Genomic DNA, 18,793 nt, shown 5'->3' with positions numbered 1-18,793 from the left:
CGGTGCAAGGCAATCAAACGGAAATAGCAGGTATCCATACAGAATAAGGATTGCTGTGAATCTGGAACAAAAATGAATTGTAATATGGCGGATATAATGGTATGATTATCCGGTAACAGCAATGTTACGGGGAAGCACCTGTGACAGGGTGTGGCTGCCTCCTGATATTTACAGACCGGAGCCTTTCGGGGTTCTGAGATGAAAGAAAGGAGGTGCGTGATATGACAGCTTATGAGATTATCTCAATATTCTTAGGCGTACTCAGTTTACTGATCGCTTTTGGTAGCCTGTTAATTGCGATTATTGCCTTTCTTGATCGGAAGAACAAGAGGAAATAAAAATGCCTATCCTGTCTGCCAACAGGATAGGCGGTGGTCGTAAGACCATTTAGTCAACTCAGGCGGCATCCACTTTGGAGTGGGTGCTTTTCCTATAACAAATGTACCACACATTCCTCTTGTTTTCAATGGGAAAATTAAAATATGCAGTTCATCTGACAGGGATTTATCCCTGTCTTTATTATATCCCCAATTTCTGAAATGTTAATACAAAAATTTTAATATATGTAACCAACAGTCTGGGCAGTTAATCTGTAAAAATGGATTAGCTGCTCTTTTTTTGCAAAAAATGGAGGTTTTACAATGGCAGTGAAGAAGAAAATTATCAACATCAGAGTATATTTTGACGGTGATCAGGACGCAAAAGAAGTGTTTGCAGAGGTGATCGCACAGAAAATACGTGACACGAAAACAAAAGATAAACTTGCAATAATGAAAGATAAGCAGTATAATGATTATGAGTTCAGTAATCTGAAATCTGCGTAGGATGTGCAAAGTAACGGAGGTATCAGATGAACAACAGATATATGAGTAACAATATAGAAAGAAATGCAACCTGGAGAGTTGGTGTATACTGCCGACTTTCCAAAGATGACGAATTGACCGGTGAGAGTGCCAGCATCTCCAACCAGAGAGACATACTGGTGAATTACTGTCAGTCACAGGGCTGGCAGGTGGTGGATGTGTTTCAGGACGATGGTTATACAGGATTGAACACAGACCGACCTGATTTGCAGAGACTTCTCAAAGCCTGTGAAAAAGGACTGGTGAATCTTGTAATTACCAAAGACCAGAGCCGACTGGGACGAAACCATGTACAGACAGGATTTCTGATGGAGGAGTTTTTCCCAAAGCATGGAGTAAGGTATATCGCATTATATGATAATGTGGATACCTTTGCCGGAGACAATGAGATTGCCCCATTTAAGAACGTGCTGAACGAGATGTATTCCAGAGATATTTCCAAGAAAGTCCATGCGTCCTATCACCTGCAGGCAACCAAGGGAAAGTTTACAGGTGTTGTTCCACCACTGGGATATCAGAAAGACCCGGAGGAAAAGGGACATCTCCTGATTGACGACGAGACAGCACCGATTGTCCGGAAAATTTTCCAGTGGGCGGTGGACGGTCATGGGATTAACTTTATATCCAGAGAACTGGAACGCCAGCAGATTCCCTGCCCGTCATGGTGGCACCGGAAACGGGGACTCCGCACCTATTACACAAAATGGGAAAAGAAAGACCCGGAAAATGGGAAATATGTATGGGATGAATCCTATCTGAAATCCCTGCTGATGAATCCCGTTTACTGTGGTGACATGGCTTCCCAGAAAAGGTACTACCGTTTCAAGATTGGCAATCAGGGAGATAAAGCTCCGGAGGACTGGATCACAGTCAGGGATACCCACGAAGCAATCATTCCGCAGGATGTATTTGATCTGGTACAGGCAAAGATGAAAGGCAGGAAACGCCAGACAGAACAGGGAGAATACAGCATGTTTGCCGGATTACTCCGCTGTGCAGAGTGTGGCGGTGCGTTGACGTTGAAGAAGACGCACACCAAAGACCAGCATGAAGTTTATACCTGTTCCACTTATATCCATAAGGGGAAAGCACATTGTACCCAGCACCGGGTGGACGCTGATGACCTGTATGATGCAGTCCTTACCAGAATCCAGGAATGTGCAAAAGCAGTTACCGGAGACGGAACAGAACTGGAAAACCGGGTAAAGGAGTTATGCGAGGAAGATACACAGGGACACAGGGAAAGTCTGGAGAAGCTGGTATCAAAGCAGAAAGACCGCCTGGAAACGTTAGACCGGCTGATTGCAAAACTGTATGATGACCTTATCAATGACAAGATTACAGAATCTGTTTTTGATAAGATGCTGGAGAAGACACAGAAGGAGCAGACAGATATCAAAAAGGAACTTTTCCAGAATGAGAGTGTGCTGAATACGGAAGAAAAACTGGATGCACAGTCCCAGCAGTGGATTGACGATATTAGCGAGTATGCGGACATCAAAGAACTGGATGCCAATCTTCTGAACCGGCTGATCAGTAAAATCGTTATCTCAGAACCGCAGGAGAAAGACGGAACAGAAAATTACTGCCGTACTCCTGAAACGGTCACAATGGAAATTCATTTCAACTTAAAACCAATACCGGAGCTTGGAACCATCGAAAGAGGTTCCGGCTCCCATAAATAAGAAAAATCTATCAAAATTTAATCTATTTTAATCTTTTCAAGGCTCATTTCGAGCAAATATTTTCTCATAAAAGACATAAAACAGCTGATGGCTGGTGCCGGAATCATGCTGCTGGGAACTACCCTGATTCCACAGCTGGCAACATTGTTCTCTTAAGAGGAGTGGTAGATGAACACCATCATTGAGAGAATTACGGAAGCGATAAAGGATATCCTGATCGGGCTTATCAAGTCATGTTTGGATAACATGTTCACGTCTGTCAATGAGCAGGTGGGAACCATAGCCGGGCAGGTGGGACAGACACCGCAGGGATGGAATGCAGGGATCTTTAATCTGATCCAGAACATTTCCCAGACAGTAATTGTCCCCATTGCGGGACTGATCATCACCTTTGTCTTGTGCTATGAGCTGATTACGATGGTAACGCAGAAAAACAATTTCCATGAATTTGAGACTTACAACATTTTCCTCTGGATTTTCAAGGCGTATGTAGCCATTTATTTGGTGACAAATACGTTCAATATCACGATGGCGGTCTTTGATGTTGGCCAGCATGTGGTCAACAATGCCGCCGGGGTGATCTCCGGGAACACAGCGGTGGATGCATCAGAAGCAGTCGCAAGGATTGTGGATGCACTGGAAGATATGGAACTGGGGGATTTGTTCCTGCTATCCATGGAAACGCTGTTGATCAGTATTACCATGCGGATTCTGTCGATCATCATAACCGTTATTTTGTACGGAAGAATGATAGAAATTTACCTTTATACTTCCATAGCACCAATTCCGTTTGCCACCATGACCAATAAGGAATGGGGCAATATCGGAAACAACTATTTAAAAGGCTTGTTCGCACTGGCATTTCAGGGATTCTTCATGATGGTCTGTGTGGGAATTTATGCAGTTTTAGTAAATGCAATGACCATATCCAGTGACCTTCATGCAGCAATGTTTTCAGTAGCGGCGTATACCGTGATTCTTGCATTTTCATTATTCAAGACCGGAAGCCTTAGCAAATCAATATTCAATGCCCACTAACGGGCAGGAAAGGAGCGCATACCATGGCGTATGTACCAGTACCAAAAGACCTTACCAAGGTCAAAACAAAAGTAGCGTTAAATCTGACAAAGCGGCAGTTGATTTTCTTTTCACTTGCCGCAGTTGTGGGAATTCCGTTTTATCTGTTCATGAGAAAACCAATCGGTTCCAGTATCGCTGCCATTCTGATGGTAACGATCATGCTTCCGTTTTTCTTCATGGCGATGTATGAAAAAGACGGGCTTCCCTTTGAAAAAGTGGTGGCAAATATCATTCGACAGAAGTTTATATGTCCAGCGGTAAGACCATATAAGACAGAAAATTTTTATCAGGAGATTTCCACCCTTGTAAAAAAGGAGGGTGTGCCGGATGGCAAAAAAGACAAAGCAGGAGGCTCAGCAGGAGCGTCTGTCCCTGGCGGAAAAAAGAAACCGTCAGGAAAGAAGAAACAAAAAAAGCAGAAAAGAAAGAGAACAGGAAAAGCGTAGGAAGAAGCAGGAACGGGATCGTAGGAAACAGAAAAACATTCCTACAACTGCACAGCAGAGTATTCCGTATATTCGGATGCTGCAGGATGGTATCTGCCAGGTGACAAAGACCTTTTTCTCTAAGACAATTCAGTTTTATGACATCAATTATCAGCTGGCTTTAAATGAGGATAAGACCACGATATTTGAGAATTACTGTGATTTTTTAAATTACTTTGATTCTTCCATCAGTGTGCAGCTGTCCTTTATCAATCAGCAGGTGGATGTGGCTGAATTTGAGAAAAGTATTGATATTCCGGATCAGAACGATGACTTCAATGCCATTCGTGAGGAGTACCGGACCATGTTAAAAAATCAGCTTTCCAAGGGAAACAATGGTCTGGTGAAAACCAAGTATATCACTTTTGGAATCGAAGCAGAAAGCCTGAAGGTGGCAAGACCAAGGCTTGAAAGGATTGAAGCCGATATCCTGAACAACTTTAAAGTTCTGGGAGCACAGGCACATTCCTTAAATGGTCTGGAGCGACTGGAGATTCTGTATCATGTGTTCAACCAGGATCGGATTGAACCATTTAAGTTCCAGTACAAGATGCTGCCGGAAACAGGATTAAAGACCAAAGACTTTATTGCACCAACTTCCTTTAACTTTTCCAAGAATCAGACATTTCTGATGGGAAAGACCATGGGAAGCGTGAGTTATCTGCAGATCCTGGCACCGGAGCTTACAGACCGGATGCTTGCAGATTTCCTGGATGTGGATGACAGCATCAATGTCAATATTCATATCCAGTCCATTGACCAGAGTTCTGCGATCAAGATGATCAAGAGCAAGATTTCAGATTTGGATAAGATGAAGATTGAAGAGCAGAAGCGGGCGGTACGTTCCGGGTATGACATGGATGTGCTTCCATCGGATCTTGTGACCTACGGGGAAGAAGCAAAGAATCTGCTGGAAGATTTACAGTCCAGAAATGAGCGTATGTTTCTTGTGACAGTGTTGGTGATGAATACCGCAAAGAAGCGTCAGAAGCTGGATAACAATATCTTCCAGGTACAGGGTATCGCACAAAAATACAACTGTTCCTTAAAACAGCTGGACTATCAGCAGGAAGCAGCATTGATGTCCTGTATTCCACTGGGAGTCAATCGAATTGAGATTCAGAGAGGGCTTACCACATCGGCAACAGCGATCTTTGTGCCATTTACGACACAGGAACTGTTCCAGGAAGGGGAAGCTCTTTATTATGGATTGAATGCATTATCCAACAACATGATTATGGTTGACCGGAAGCGTCTGAAGAACCCGAATGGACTGATTCTTGGTACACCTGGTTCCGGTAAATCCTTCTCAGCAAAAAGAGAAATTACGAACTGTTTCCTGATTACGGAGGACGATATTATTATTTGTGATCCAGAAGCCGAGTATTATCCACTGGTGCAGGCACTGCACGGACAGGTCATCCGGATTTCACCGGTATCAGACCAGTATATCAATCCGATGGATCTGAACCTGAATTATTCAGAGGAAGATAATCCGCTGTCCTTAAAGGCAGATTTTATTCTGTCCCTGTGTGAACTGATTGTCGGTGGAAAGAATGGACTGGAACCGGTAGAAAAGACGATCATTGACCGTTGTGTGCGGCTGGTCTATCAGGAATATCTCGCTGATCCGGTGCCAGAGAAGATGCCGATACTGGAGGATTTATATAATCTGTTGCGGAAACAGGAAGAGCCGGAAGCACAGCGTCTGGCAACTTCATTGGAGATTTACGTTACAGGTTCCCTAAATGTATTTAATCATCGCACAAATGTGGACATCAACAACCGTATCGTATGTTTTGATATCAAGGAGCTTGGAAAACAGCTGAAGAAGATCGGGATGCTGATTGTGCAGGACCAGGTATGGAACCGAGTGACGATCAACCGTTCCGCTCATAAATCCACCCGTTACTATGTGGATGAATTCCATCTTCTCTTAAAAGAAGAACAGACAGCAGCCTACAGCGTGGAAATCTGGAAGCGATTCCGTAAATGGGGCGGTATTCCGACAGGAATTACCCAGAACATTAAGGATCTTTTAGCTTCCAGGGAAATCGAGAATATTTTTGAAAACTCTGATTTTATCTATATGCTCAACCAGGCATCCGGTGACAGGCAGATTCTGGCTAAACAGTTGAATATTTCACCAACCCAGCTGTCTTATGTAACCAACAGTAATGAGGGTGAAGGACTTCTGTTCTATGGAAATGTGATTATTCCGTTTGTAGACAGATTCCCGAAGAATTCCCTTTATAAGATTATGACAACCCGCCCGGAGGAAACAGCCGAAGCAGGGTAATACAGGAGGAGTAAAACAATGTTACAGGTAATTTCATATGGATTGACATTTTGTGGCGGTGCTGTATTTGGCATCGCTATTCTCTGTTTATTACAGGCAGGGAAAGGGTATCCGAAGAAGGAGGAGTAATCAGTGGCAGAACAGAGAATGAAAGTCAGGGATAAGAAAGTCCAGAAAATGACCAAGGATGGTCTGGTGGAAGAAAACCTGACGGATAAATCTTCTGTTCGTGTCAGTAACCGTGCCAGTGATGTGCAGATGGGAGGAAAACAGGGGGAAAAAGAAGTAAGCCTTGTGGATAAGTCTTCCCGCCAGTCTGAACGGAGTGGGAAAAATATTCGTCCCTCTGTGCAAAAATCCAGAGATGCACCGGAACTGATACGGGCAGAGAAGCAAAGTGAGGATCTTGGACAGAGTAGAAAACAGCAAAATAGAAAAAGAATCCGTGCTGAAGTCGGAAAAGAATCCAGACTTGCAGAAAAATCCGAAGCCGGACAGTCAGGGAGACTGAAAGAAAAACGTGCGGATCTATCAGAAAACAGAGGAGACAGCCGGAGAAATCAGACCGGTGGTAGCAAAAAGCCAAAACAAAAACAGCGTTTGAAGTTTGCTTATGAGGAAACTGGTGCTTCTGTGAAAAATGATAAAGATATGGAGAAATTGAACCAGATGGATACGGATGGAGTCAATTTCCGACATCAGAAACAGAAGGAAAAAGCCAAAAAGTTTTCTTATGAGGAAGCAAAAAAGAAGAAGGAAGCAAAGCAGCATTCCAAGAAGGCACAGGTCTATCAGGCAAATGATGGAGAAGCTCCTGGAAAGAAGAAATCCCGCTTGAAGTTTGGCGAAGGGGAATCTGTGAAAACAGAAAAAACTTCTGTTGTCAAGAAAGCAGGAAGTGCAGCTTCCGCAGCATTGCACCGTGAGATCAGCAAAAATGAAGACGATAATGCGGCGGTAGAAGGTGCCCATAAGTTAGAAGAAAGCGGCGAAGGTGTTTACCGGCTGGAACAGAGAAGTGCCAGACGCAGGAAACAGAGGGCATTCAGAAAAAGAAGCAGACTTGAAAGACAGGAAGAGAAACAGACACAGGCGGCAGCCCGTCAGGAACAGAAGAAACTGAAAAAACAGATTCAGAAGCAACAGATCAAACGGGATTATGCCAAAGCGAAGCGAAGTGAACAGACAGTAGGAACAGCTACAAAAGGTACGATTGATTATATCAAGAAGATTGGCGGCAAAGTCACCAACTTTTTTAAAGAAAACCGGAAGGTGTATATCAGTGTAGCAGTTCTGATCGGATTGATGTTTCTGATCATAACGAATGTCACGTCATGCTCTGCAGTGTTTTTACAAAATGTGATCACTTACACCGGAACCAGTTATCTGTCATCGGATCAGGCAATCCGGGAAGCGGAACTGTATTACACACAGCTGGAAGCTAATCTGCAGGAGCGGATCAACAATATGGAATCTGAAGAACCAGGACATGAGGAATACCGATATAACATCGGACCTATTGAGCATGATCCGTTTATCCTGATTAGTTATCTGTCTGCAAAGTATGAAGAATTTACTTTTGAACAGGTCAAGCCGGAGCTGGACGCCTTGTTTGCAGAGCAATATCATTTAACTACTGAAGCAGTCAATGAGACTGTAACGGAGACAGCAACAGTAAGAGTTGGAGAATCTTTGGGACAGGTTGTGACCAGTGGATATTGTAACTGTCCAATCTGTTGTGGTATTTGGAGCGGAGGACCGACTGCCAGTGGAGCATATCCAACTGCCAATCATACCTTAGCGGTAGATGCTTCCAATCCGTTTGTTCCAATGGGAACAAAGGTAGTTATGAATGGTGTCGAATATACCGTAGAAGATACCGGAGCTTTCGCAAGATACGGTGTACAATTTGATGTCTATTATGACAGTCATGCGGCAGCATCTGCACATGGACATCAGACCTGGGAATGTTATCTTGCAGATGATAACGGAAGCAATGAAGTCGAAGTGACCAGAATCAGAGATGTGGACACGCTGAATGTAACATTGACCAGTGGAAACCTGATGTCAATCTGTCAGGACAGGTTGGGATTTTTCCAGAAAGAACTGTTCAGTGCCTACAACGATACCAAAGGCAACCTGCAGATGTTTGCAACACCGGTTGATTTTAACTGGTATTCCAGTGTGACCAGCTATTATGGATATCGGATTCATCCAATATCAGGAGCAAATCAGTTACACAATGGTATGGATATCGGAGCACCGGAAGGGACAAAAGTAATGGCAGGGCTGACCGGAACGGTTACAACTTCTGCTTATAACGACAGCTATGGCAATTATGTTGTAATCAAGGACAGTAAAGGCTATGAACTGCGGTATGCACATTTAAGCAGCCGGAGTGTATCTGCAGGTGCATCCGTCACGAAAGGTGATGAGATCGGTCTTGTAGGAAATACCGGAAATTCTACAGGAAGCCATCTTCACATTGAACTTTTGAAAAATGGAGAGCGGTTAAACCCGATCTTTTATCTGGAAACAGGAGAAGGGACAGGCTTTGGTGGTAATGAATATACCAGTGAAGCAGCGCAACGTTTACTGGAAGAGGCTGCAAAATATCTTGGAACACCGTATGTGTGGGGCGGATATTCCCCAAGTGGATTCGATTGTTCCGGATTTGTCAGCTACTGTCTGGTTCATTCCGGGGTAAGAAATACGGGAAGGCTGACTGCACAGGGACTGTACAACATTTGTACGCCAGTATCCCAGTCAGAAGCACAGCCAGGAGATCTGATCTTCTTTACCGGAACCTACGATGCAGGAGAACCAGTAACGCATATTGGAATCTATGTGGGCAATGGTCAGATGATCCATTGTGGGCATCCGGTTCAGTACACGTCCATCAACTCTCCATACTGGCAGAGCCATTTCTATGGATTCGGGCGATGGTAAGGAAAAGGGCGTTATAACAGCCGCCCGGAAAGGAGAAGAGATGAAAAGTCTTGAAAAAGCAACGGCAGATTATGAGAAAGCCAAGGAAAAAATGGAAGCATCTAAAGCCAGATATGAAGCAGATTTAAAGCGGTTCAAGGCTGCGGAGATTGCAAAAACAGAAGCAGAAAATCTGGAAATTGTAAGAATTATCCGTGCAATGGATATGAGTATTCCGGAATTGGAAGCTTTTAAAAAGAAAATGAAAAATGAGTTGCCCGGCAGGGTAGAAATACAGAAGGAGGAAATAAAAGCCGATGATGAATCTGGAAAAAATGAAACAGAAGAAGAGAACAAATACTAAAAACAGGGTAAAAAAGAGTCTGCTTGCAGCAACGACATTTCTTTGCCTGACAACACCTTTGCTCCAGACACAGACTGCTTATGCAGCTGAGAATACCACGCCTGCAATCACGATTGAGAAACCGGATGGCTGGAAACAGGGAGAAACAACCATTGCTGTTACGGTAGATGCCAGCCATATGCCGGAAGGTTTCTCAATAGCAAAGATTGAAGCAAAAGCAGGAAAAGATGGAAGCTGGCAGGATGTAACTGGAAGCGGAAGTATCACGATCACAGGAAATCAGACAGTGTATGTGCGTGTGACAGATGGTGATGGAAAGGTGTATGAGCAGAATCGTTCTATTAAGTGTTATGACACGGAAAAGCCGACACTCTCTGCTTCCCTGACAGATGGTGTGCTGACGATTCAGGGGAATGATACAGTATCCGGGATTACTGCAGTAACAGTTAATGGCACCACTTATACAGATCTGAAGGATGGAATGCTGAGAGTGCAACTGACACAGAAAGATTTTACTACAAAACAGATTGAGATTACGGTAACAGACGGTGCCGGAAATACTTCTGAAAAGTATGTGTTGCAGAATCCTTATTATGAATGGGCAAAGAAGCAGGCAGAGAAACAGAAAACCTCCAGTGACAGCAATGGTGCAATGGCAACTACGACCAGTGCAGATGCAACGGGAACTGAAAAAACAACGACTTCTCCGCTTCCGCAGGATGCACAAGCTTCTGAGCCAACAGATGCAAAAGGAACTGTGGATGATCGGACAGTGACAGGTATTGAGGAACAGCTTAATAAAGAAGGCGAGACAGCAGATTCTGTTACTAAAACAGCTACGGAAGGCACAAAAGAGTTTTATACCATTTCAACTAAGAGTGGTAAGATTTTTTATCTGATCATCGACAATTCAAAATCTCAGGATAATGTGTATTTCCTTACAGAAGTCAGCGAGAAAGATCTGATGAACTTCACACTTTCTGATTCCGTGACACTTCCGGAAGTAGATACTGTTTATGCAGAACCAGAGAAACAGGCTGAAGAAGAAAAGCCGGAAACAACTGAGACAGCTGAGAAAGATAAGGTAGAGGATGAAATCCAGATGCCAGAAGATAAAAGTCCATTTGGAACGTATCTTCTGATTGCACTGGTTGCAGTAGGAGCTGCGGCAGGAGGATATTACTTCAAAGTCTATAAACCAAAGCATGAATATGATGACGAGGATGAGATGGAAGAGGATGAAGATGAATCCGAAGATTCAGAATCTGAAAAGCGGGAAGTAGACGATGCAGATGAGCAGGAAGAAAGTATAGAACCAGAAATCCTGAGAGACGAGGATTTTGATGATGCTGTGCTGGAAGATGAAGAAGAGGAGCAGGAGTAAATGAAGTTAGTGATTGCAGAAAAGCCATCGGTTGCGATGGCACTGGCTTCCGTGATTGGAGCCAGAACAAGAAAAGATGGCTACGTGGAAGGAAACGGTTATCTCGTTTCCTGGTGCGTAGGACATCTGGTTGGATTATGTGATGCATCAGAATACGATGAAAAATATAAAAAATGGAGATATGAAGATCTGCCGATTGTGCCGGAATGTTGGAAACACAGGGTATTGGAAGGCACGAAAAAGCAGTTTGGAATCTTGAAAAAACTGATGCGAGATTCCAAAGTAGATGAAGTAATCTGTGCTACAGATGCCGGGCGGGAAGGAGAACTAATCTTCCGTCTGGTGTATGAGCAGGCAGGATGCAAAAAGCCGATGAAGCGGCTCTGGATCTCTTCCATGGAGGAACAGGCAATTAAAGATGGATTTGCGTCATTAAAAGACGGTTCGTGTTATGACAGTCTCTATCAGTCAGCACTTTGCAGGGCAAAGGCAGACTGGCTGGTGGGAATCAATGCGAGCCGTCTTTTTTCCGTTCTGTATAACCAGAATCTGAAAGTTGGAAGAGTACAGACACCAACACTTGCCATGATCGTGGATCGAAATCAGAAGATCAAGGAATTTACCAAAGAAAAATATTATATGGCTCATATCAAGTTTGACGAGATGGATGCGGTCACAGAGCATTTTCAGAAAAAAGAAGATGCAGATAGAGTGGCTGCGGACTGTATGGAGCGTATGTGCGAAGTGGAAAAGGATGATGTGAAAGAAAAAACGGTCCGTCCTCCGAAGCTCTATGATTTGACCACTCTGCAGAGGGAAGCAAACAGAATGTTTGGTTATACCGCACAGCAGACATTGGATGCCGTGCAGGAGATGTATGAGCAGAAGCTGGTCACTTATCCGAGAACAGACAGCCAGTATCTGACAGATGAGATGGGAGAAAGCACTGAAACACTGATTCAGATGTTACTTGGGAAAATGCCTTATGCTGAAGGTCTGGAATATCACCCAGACGTGAGTAAGGTATTAAATTCAAAGAAAGTATCCGATCACCATGCGATTATCCCAACCATGGAAGTAGCCAAAGCAGATATTGGTGAACTGAAAGAACGAAACCGCAAGATTTTGTATCTGATCAGTGCCAGGGTTCTGACAGCAACTGCAGATCCTTATATTTATGAAAGCCATAAATGCCAGATCACCTGCAATTATCATACGTTTTATCTCACAGCAAAGAAAACAAAGCAGGAAGGATTCAAGGCGATCGAAAATAAATTGAAACAGTTCTTTGGCGTAAAGATTGAGAAAGAAGAGCCGGAGCTGGATATCTGGGCAGGCAAGCATTACGGTCCCTGTGATTCTTTGGTATCGGAGCATTTCACACAGCCACCGAAACAGTACACAGAAGATACCCTGCTTTCTGCGATGGAACGTGCAGGGAATGAAGAACTGACCGAAGATACAGAAAAGAAAGGACTTGGTACTCCGGCAACAAGGGCAGCAATCATTGAAAAACTGATTCAGTCTGGTTTTGTGAAAAGGGAAAAGAAAAATCTGGTGCCGACAGATGATGGTAATGTATTGATTACAGTTCTGCCAGATGAGATTAAATCTCCGAAGATGACCGCAGAGTGGGAAATGGCATTGAATCACATTGCCCAGAATACAGAGACAGCAGATGAATTCCTAAATGGGATTACAGAACTGATGCAGGAACTGGTTGCCAGGTATCAGGGAATTTCAGAAGAAAAGAAAAATCAGTTTCAGGGAAAGGCAAAAGGAGAAGTCATTGGCAAATGTCCCCGATGTGGAGCAGATGTCCAGGAAGGGAAAGTAAACTTTTACTGTTCTGACCGGAACTGTACTTTTACCTTATGGAAGAATGATAAATTCCTTGCGAGTCAGGGAAAAAAGATGGATAAGACGGCAGCAAAGAAGTTCCTGTCTAAAGGAAAAATCCATTATAAGGATCTGGTATCAAGAAAAACAGGGAGACAGTACGAAGCAACTGTGGAGATGGTTGATCCCGGAGAGGGAAATGTACAGTTCAATCTGATTTTTCCACAACGATAAGTAGTGTATTGCAGGCAGTCTAAGGACTGTCTGTTTTAATACAAATATATGAAAGAGAGGACCTTAGCATGAAGAAAAAAGGTAATTTTAGAAAAGTAGTATCTGGCTTGCTGGCAGGCATGACAATGCTTAGTACAGTGCTATCTCCGATGACGGCATATGCAGCGGAGATCCAGCCAGAGGAGAAACCTCCACTTTATGAGGAAGTGAAAGACCTTCTGGATGAAGATGAGGTGGTGACTGCCAAAGATTATGAAATCGAAACAGGCAGTGTATTTAATGTGAAATCAGATTATACCGGACTGGAAATCAAGGATGATAACAAGGTTAAAGTCACATTTGAGGAAGCAAAGAATGATAAGAATGAGGATTTTACGACAGATCATGCGGACACTTACAAAGCGGTCTATTATGTGGAACCGGTAAATCAGGAGCATCCGAAGTACCAGATCAGCCGAAAGCTGATTGTGCGTGAGAAAGAAACAGAAGTGCAGACAGAAACTGCAGGGAGTGAAGCAGTAACCGAATCAGAAACAGCTGGCAGTGAACAGCAGACAGAGGAAACGGAGAATTCAGAAGCAGACTCGGAATTGCTTCCAACAGAGGAAGTGACGGAAAGCGAGATAGAAGAATTTGATTCTCAGGCAAGCGAACTATTACCGGATATGGAAGAAGATACTGAAAATACAACGGATTCGGAAACAGGTCTTACAGTATCGGATGCAATGGAGCAGGCGGAAGAGGAAGGAATTGATTTATACGCCATGGAAGCTGGTGAAACAGTCACTTTTATGGCAAAGACAAGTGCAAGAAGTGTACAGAAAGTATCTGTTACAAGAGGAACTCTGTATCGTTATGCGGATTATGGTTATGGTTCTTATCTTACCTATCAGTATACGGTTCAGTTTGGAAATGTATCTGCGACTGCTTACTGTGTACAGCCATCAAAACCGGGACCAGGAACAGGTAATTACACGATTAGTAAAGTCGGAGATGGAAAAACATTAGCTAAGGTATGTTATTACGGAACCAAGGCAGCAGGAGATGAAGGATTCTTTACAGAAGAGAATGGTTATGGAAATCTTAGTGCTGGAGCAAAATTCATTCTTGTTCATCTGGCGGCTTCTTATGCTAATGGAAGTGGCGACGCTTTTTCCGGAGCGAATAGTACAGCCAAGAATTTAGCAATGAAATTGTATAATTATTGTGTTTCACAGCCAGAAATACCGGATGTAGCAATGTCATTTTCTGATGGAGATGTAAAAGCTTATGTGGATGGCAATTCACAGAGAACCAAAGATATTACATTCAAAGCAGATAAGCTACAGACAATTACGATGAAGCTTCCGTCTGGTGTGAAACTTCATAATCTAAGCACAGGCACAACAAGTAAAGCTGGTGCAAGTGTAGAAATTTGCGGAGGAACAAAGTTTTATCTTTCTGCACCACTGACACAGGTGAGTGACGTGGCACAGAGCTGGTCTTCTACAATGAAGGGAAGTATTACAAAAGATTACTCTGCTTATAAAATCACCACCGGATCTGACACGCAGGATCTTGCGTTGGTATTTGGTGAAGGTGTGACAGATGAAAAATATATTGATTTCAAAGTGTCTTGGATTGAACAGGCTACGATCGAAATCGTAAAGAAAGACGATACAGCGGATGTCAATCTTGCAGGTGCAGTATTCGGTGTATACAGCGATGAGGCATGTACAAAGCTGATCACTCAGATGCCGGCAACAGATAAGAATGGAAAATCCTCTGTTACGATCATCAAGACACAGGATACCGTTTATCTGAAAGAGATCACAGCGCCACAGGGATATGTAGTAAATGCAACGGCAACAAATGTGAAACTGGTAGCAAGTAAGACCTCGGCTGTGACCGTGGAAAACAAGGAGCAGCTGGCAGAGCTTACCATTTACAAAGAAGGTCAGGTTCTTATCGGTGCAGAAGTCAGTGAGAGTGGAACCGTATTCCAGTATGAGAACCGCAGACAGAAAAATGCAGTATATAACGTGTATGCCGGAGCGGATATCGTAACTGCTTATGGCACAAAAGTGTACAGCAAAGGTGACTTGGTAAAAGAAAATCTGACAACAGGTGAGAATGGTTCTGTCACACTGAAAAACCTGCATCTTGGAACCTATGTGGTAAAAGAAGCAAAAGCACCGGACAATTTCTATAACGGCAGCGAAGAAAAGCCAGTGACTCTGACCTATGCCGGACAGAATAAAGAAGTTGTATTTGCAGATGTGACTTTTAACAACGAGAGACAGAAAGCAGATGTTTCCGTAGTAAAACAGGATAAAGACACCAAGAAACCACTGAATGGCGGTATTTTTGCTCTGTATGCATCCGATGATATTAGAAATGCAGACGGAACCGTTGTTGTGAAAAAAGGAACACTGATTGAGAAAGCAACTACTGGAGCAGATGGGAATGCAAAATTCACAGCGGATCTTCCGATTGGATATTCCTATTTTGTAAAAGAAGATCAGGCACCGGAAGGCTATGTAAGAAATACAGAAGATGTGTATACGTTCAAGTTTTCTTACACCAATGATAAAGAAGCAACCGTATCTTTTGCCCATACCTTCAGTAATGACCGTGTGACAGCAAAGATCAATTTATTCAAAGTTGATAAAGAAACAGGAAAAGCAGTACCGCAGGGAGATGCCACACTGAAAGGTGCAGTTTATGGTCTGTATGCCCGTGAAGATATTGTGCATCCGGACGGAGCAACCGGAACTATTTATAAAGCAGGAGAACAGATAGCATCTCTTACAACAGATGACAAAGGACAGGCTTCTGTAAATGGCTTGTATCTTGGCAAATATTATATCAAAGAGATTACACCTCCGACCGGATACCTGGCAGATACAGAAGAGCATGATCTTACGTGCAGTTATGAAGGAGATATGACAGCAGAAGTGAAAAGAGAGTGCACTTCCAGTGAGCAGGTCATCAAGCAGCCATTCCAGATTATTAAAGCAGCCAACAATGGAAAGACAGATGCAGATCTGTTATCCGGAGCTGGATTTACAGTTTATCTGAAATCTTCCCTTACAAAGAAAGCAGATGGCAGTTATGATTTTGATTCTGCAAAACCAGTAGTGAGTGGAGAAAAAGGAGCAACTGAGATTTTCACAGATGAAAAAGGGTATGCCTGCAGTATTCCATTACCATTTGGAAGCTATATCGTGCGTGAGACAACAACACCGCACAACTACAAGCCAGTCGATGATTTTGAAGTGAATATCACAGAGCATCATCCAAATGAGCCACAGATCTGGCGAGTGCTTCTGGATGAAGAGTTTAAGGCAAAACTGAAAATCGTGAAAAAAGACGATGAAACAAAGAAATCCGTCCTGATTGCAGGAACAGAATTTAAAGTGTACGACCTGGACAACAAGAAGTATGTGGAACAGGTAACAACTTACCCAGTGACAACAACCCATAAGTCCTATTTTACGGACAGCCAGGGATATCTGATCATGCCGAAGAATCTGAAGATCGGACATTACCGCATTGAGGAAGTCAACGCACCGGAAGGGTACACAATCAACAAGAACTATGTAGAGATTGCGGTGGATGCAAACACAGCATACCAGATGGATTCTGAGAGCGGAGATGCCATTATTACGGTAGATTACGAGAACCATCCGGTAAAAGGAAAGCTGACGATCTATAAAAAAGGTGAAATGCTGACCGGATTCAAAAAGGATTTTGTTTATGAAGAAAGATACCTTAAGGGTGCGGAATTTAATGTCTATGCAGCTGAAAATATCTATACACCGGATTATCAGAAAGATGAAAACGGAAACAGACAGCTGATCTATGCAAAAGATGCACTGGTAACAACGGTAACGACTGGAGAAGACGGAAAAGCAGTTGCAGAGAATCTGCCGCTTGGTTCTTACTATGTGGTAGAAAAGACTGCACCGGAAGGATTCGTACTGAACCATGACAGATCAGAAGTCGCATTTGTCTATGCCAATCAGGATACACCTGTGATCGAACAGGAAGTGACTGTTGGCGATGACCGACAGAAAGTTGCAATCCAGGTAGAAAAACAGGATGCAGAAAATGGTGCAACCGTAGCAGGAGCTGTCTTTGGTATCTATAACAAAGCGGATATCAAGGCAGATGGAAAAGCAATCGTGAAAGCAGACACACTCTTACAGGAAATGACTTCTGATAATGATGGTCTTGCGGCATGTACGCTGGATCTGCCACTTGGACAGTATTATGTGAAGGAGTTAAAGGCACCGGCGGGATTTGTATCCTCTGATGAAGTTCTGAATCTGGATGCTTCTTACCAGGGACAGGATGTGAAGACAGTAAAACTGAAAACTGTGAAAAAGAACCAGCCGACAACAGTAGAAATCACGAAATCTGATGTAACAACAGGTGTGGAGCTGGATGGGGCAAAACTCACCGTTCTTGATAAAGAAGGAAATGTTGTGGATCAGTGGACGTCTGTAAAAGATCAGCCACATGTGATCAAACGCCTGACAGTTGGAGAGGAATACACTCTTCGTGAGGAAATGGCACCTTATGGATATCTGAAAGCAACGGATGTGAAGTTCACTCTGGAAGATACCGCCGAGATTCAGAAAGTAGAGATGAAAGATGAAGTACCGACAGGACTTCTGATCATCAACAAAAATGGAGAGTTTTTGGATAAGGTAACACTTTTGGATCATGTAAAAGGTACCGTGGAGCATCTTTTTGAGTATGTAACCGGAAGCCTTACAGATGTGACGTTCGATGTATTTGCTGCGGAAGATATCAAAGCGGCAGATGGTGTCAGTGAAGATTATTTCAAAGCAGATGAAAAAGTGGGAACCATTACTACAGATTCCAATGGTATTGCACAGATGGGAGATCTCCCGGCTGGAAAATACTATGTGAAGGAAGTAAAAACAGCCCATGGTTATGTGCTGGACAAAGAGCCGAGATATGTTGATCTTTCTTACCGTGATCAGGACACACCAGTCATCACTTATGATGAGAAATGGCAGAATGCCCGTCAGAAAGTAAAGATTACGGTTCTGAAGAAAGAAAAGGATACAGAACGTGTCCTTGCAGGTGGTGTCTTCGGTCTTTATACCAGTGAAAATATCAAAAATGCAAAGGGCGAGGTACTTCTTGAGAAAGACAGTCTGATTGAGCAGCGGGTAACGGATGAAAAAGGACAGATCACTTTTACGGCAGATCTTCCGGTAGACGGAAAATACTATGTGAAAGAGATCTTTGCACCGGACGGATTTGTTACAACAGATGAAGTACAGGAATTTACCTTTGAATATGCTGGAGAAGACCAGGCAGAAGTAAGCTACGACTTTACTTTTGAAAATCAGCCAACCACAGTAGAGCTGACCAAAACAGACCTGACAACAGGCAAAGAACTTCCAGGTGCACACCTGAAAGTAACGGATTCAGATGGCAATACAGTAGATGAATGGACTTCTACGGAAGAATCCCATGTGATCAAAGAACTGGTTGTTGGTAAGGAATACACCATGACAGAGACAAAACCGGCAGATGCGGAATTAAGACTGGCTCTCTGTCTGACGACTATAACTTGATTGTGCTTTATCAGCAGCACGGAAAAGAGTTTTTG

The 18,793-nt window shown here is 43.3% G+C and carries 13 protein-coding genes; all 13 read left to right on the top strand.

All coding sequences use genetic code 11. The features are described from left to right. Window positions 1–221: 221 nt before the first annotated feature. The 13 genes from LIR34_RS14285 to LIR34_RS14225 all read left to right on the top strand — a co-directional run bounded on the left by LIR34_RS14285 (window position 222) and on the right by LIR34_RS14225 (window position 18,758). Window positions 222–338, top strand: a complete 117-nt coding sequence (locus tag LIR34_RS14285) for a putative holin-like toxin (RefSeq protein ID WP_015543458.1) — start codon at window positions 222–224, stop codon at window positions 336–338. A gap of 303 nt (window positions 339–641) precedes the next feature. Continuing rightward, entirely contained in the window at window positions 642–824 is a 183-nt protein-coding gene (locus LIR34_RS14280; protein WP_015521925.1) for a hypothetical protein, read from the top strand. 26 nt (window positions 825–850) lie between these two features. Continuing rightward, window positions 851–2,548 (top strand): recombinase family protein, encoded by a 1,698-nt coding sequence (locus tag LIR34_RS14275; RefSeq protein WP_015521926.1) that lies wholly within the window; start codon window positions 851–853, stop codon window positions 2,546–2,548. A gap of 24 nt (window positions 2,549–2,572) precedes the next feature. Then, window positions 2,573–2,704 carry a Maff2 family mobile element protein gene (locus tag LIR34_RS17780; RefSeq protein ID WP_082425621.1) on the top strand — a complete coding sequence of 44 codons (132 nt, stop codon included), beginning with the start codon at window positions 2,573–2,575 and terminating at the stop codon, window positions 2,702–2,704. A 12-nt stretch (window positions 2,705–2,716) separates the two neighbouring features. Continuing rightward, a complete protein-coding gene (locus LIR34_RS14265) occupies window positions 2,717–3,586 on the top strand; it encodes a VirB6/TrbL-like conjugal transfer protein, CD1112 family (RefSeq protein WP_012744298.1) in 870 nt (289 codons plus the stop codon). A 23-nt stretch (window positions 3,587–3,609) separates the two neighbouring features. Further along, complete coding sequence (locus LIR34_RS14260) at window positions 3,610–4,074, top strand: PrgI family protein (protein ID WP_012744297.1); 465 nt, start codon at window positions 3,610–3,612, stop codon at window positions 4,072–4,074. Then, a complete protein-coding gene (locus tag LIR34_RS14255; protein ID WP_027090295.1) occupies window positions 3,956–6,412 on the top strand; it encodes a VirB4-like conjugal transfer ATPase, CD1110 family in 2,457 nt (818 codons plus the stop codon). Before LIR34_RS14260 ends, LIR34_RS14255 begins: the two co-directional genes overlap by 119 nt. An 18-nt stretch (window positions 6,413–6,430) precedes the next feature. After that, the gene (locus LIR34_RS14250) at window positions 6,431–6,541 is read left to right on the top strand and encodes a DUF3789 domain-containing protein (protein ID WP_118342920.1); all 111 of its coding nucleotides are present in this window, start codon (window positions 6,431–6,433) and stop codon (window positions 6,539–6,541) included. An 18-nt stretch (window positions 6,542–6,559) separates the two neighbouring features. Next, on the top strand, window positions 6,560–9,361 hold the full coding sequence (locus LIR34_RS14245) for a CD1108 family mobile element protein (RefSeq protein ID WP_044905510.1): 2,802 nt from the start codon (window positions 6,560–6,562) through the stop codon (window positions 9,359–9,361). Beyond that, a complete protein-coding gene (locus LIR34_RS14240) occupies window positions 9,342–9,704 on the top strand; it encodes a DUF4315 family protein (RefSeq protein WP_243143786.1) in 363 nt (120 codons plus the stop codon). Before LIR34_RS14245 ends, LIR34_RS14240 begins: the two co-directional genes overlap by 20 nt. Next, complete coding sequence (locus LIR34_RS14235) at window positions 9,676–11,088, top strand: CD1107 family mobile element protein (RefSeq protein WP_330659950.1); 1,413 nt, start codon at window positions 9,676–9,678, stop codon at window positions 11,086–11,088. The genes LIR34_RS14240 and LIR34_RS14235 overlap by 29 nt, the downstream gene beginning before the upstream one ends. Beyond that, the gene (locus LIR34_RS14230) at window positions 11,089–13,161 is read left to right on the top strand and encodes a DNA topoisomerase 3 (protein WP_012744292.1); all 2,073 of its coding nucleotides are present in this window, start codon (window positions 11,089–11,091) and stop codon (window positions 13,159–13,161) included. A 68-nt stretch (window positions 13,162–13,229) separates the two neighbouring features. Then, entirely contained in the window at window positions 13,230–18,758 is a 5,529-nt protein-coding gene (locus LIR34_RS14225) for a SpaA isopeptide-forming pilin-related protein (protein ID WP_244092322.1), read from the top strand. Window positions 18,759–18,793 lie beyond the last annotated feature (35 nt).

The organism is Blautia sp. MSK17_66, from assembly GCF_020538025.1.
In the GTDB taxonomy this organism is placed as follows: domain Bacteria; phylum Bacillota; class Clostridia; order Lachnospirales; family Lachnospiraceae; genus Blautia_A.
The sequence above is the reverse complement of the archived record's forward strand: the minus strand, read 5'-3'. Positions and strand labels throughout refer to the sequence as shown.

Excerpts from the sequence above, each read along its gene's own strand:
- LIR34_RS14285 (WP_015543458.1), top strand. The coding sequence starts at position 222 with ATGACAGCTTATGAGATTATCTCAATATTCTTAGGCGTACTCAGTTTA.
- LIR34_RS14235 (WP_330659950.1), top strand. The coding sequence starts at position 9,676 with ATGAAACAGAAGAAGAGAACAAATACTAAAAACAGGGTAAAAAAGAGT.
- LIR34_RS14245 (WP_044905510.1), top strand. The coding sequence starts at position 6,560 with ATGAAAGTCAGGGATAAGAAAGTCCAGAAAATGACCAAGGATGGTCTG.
- LIR34_RS14275 (WP_015521926.1), top strand. The coding sequence starts at position 851 with ATGAACAACAGATATATGAGTAACAATATAGAAAGAAATGCAACCTGG.
- LIR34_RS14250 (WP_118342920.1), top strand. The coding sequence starts at position 6,431 with ATGTTACAGGTAATTTCATATGGATTGACATTTTGTGGCGGTGCTGTA.
- LIR34_RS14265 (WP_012744298.1), top strand. The coding sequence starts at position 2,717 with ATGAACACCATCATTGAGAGAATTACGGAAGCGATAAAGGATATCCTG.
- LIR34_RS14280 (WP_015521925.1), top strand. The coding sequence starts at position 642 with ATGGCAGTGAAGAAGAAAATTATCAACATCAGAGTATATTTTGACGGT.
- LIR34_RS14260 (WP_012744297.1), top strand. The coding sequence starts at position 3,610 with ATGGCGTATGTACCAGTACCAAAAGACCTTACCAAGGTCAAAACAAAA.
- LIR34_RS14240 (WP_243143786.1), top strand. The coding sequence starts at position 9,342 with ATGGATTCGGGCGATGGTAAGGAAAAGGGCGTTATAACAGCCGCCCGG.
- LIR34_RS14225 (WP_244092322.1), top strand. The coding sequence starts at position 13,230 with ATGAAGAAAAAAGGTAATTTTAGAAAAGTAGTATCTGGCTTGCTGGCA.
- LIR34_RS14255 (WP_027090295.1), top strand. The coding sequence starts at position 3,956 with ATGGCAAAAAAGACAAAGCAGGAGGCTCAGCAGGAGCGTCTGTCCCTG.
- LIR34_RS14230 (WP_012744292.1), top strand. The coding sequence starts at position 11,089 with ATGAAGTTAGTGATTGCAGAAAAGCCATCGGTTGCGATGGCACTGGCT.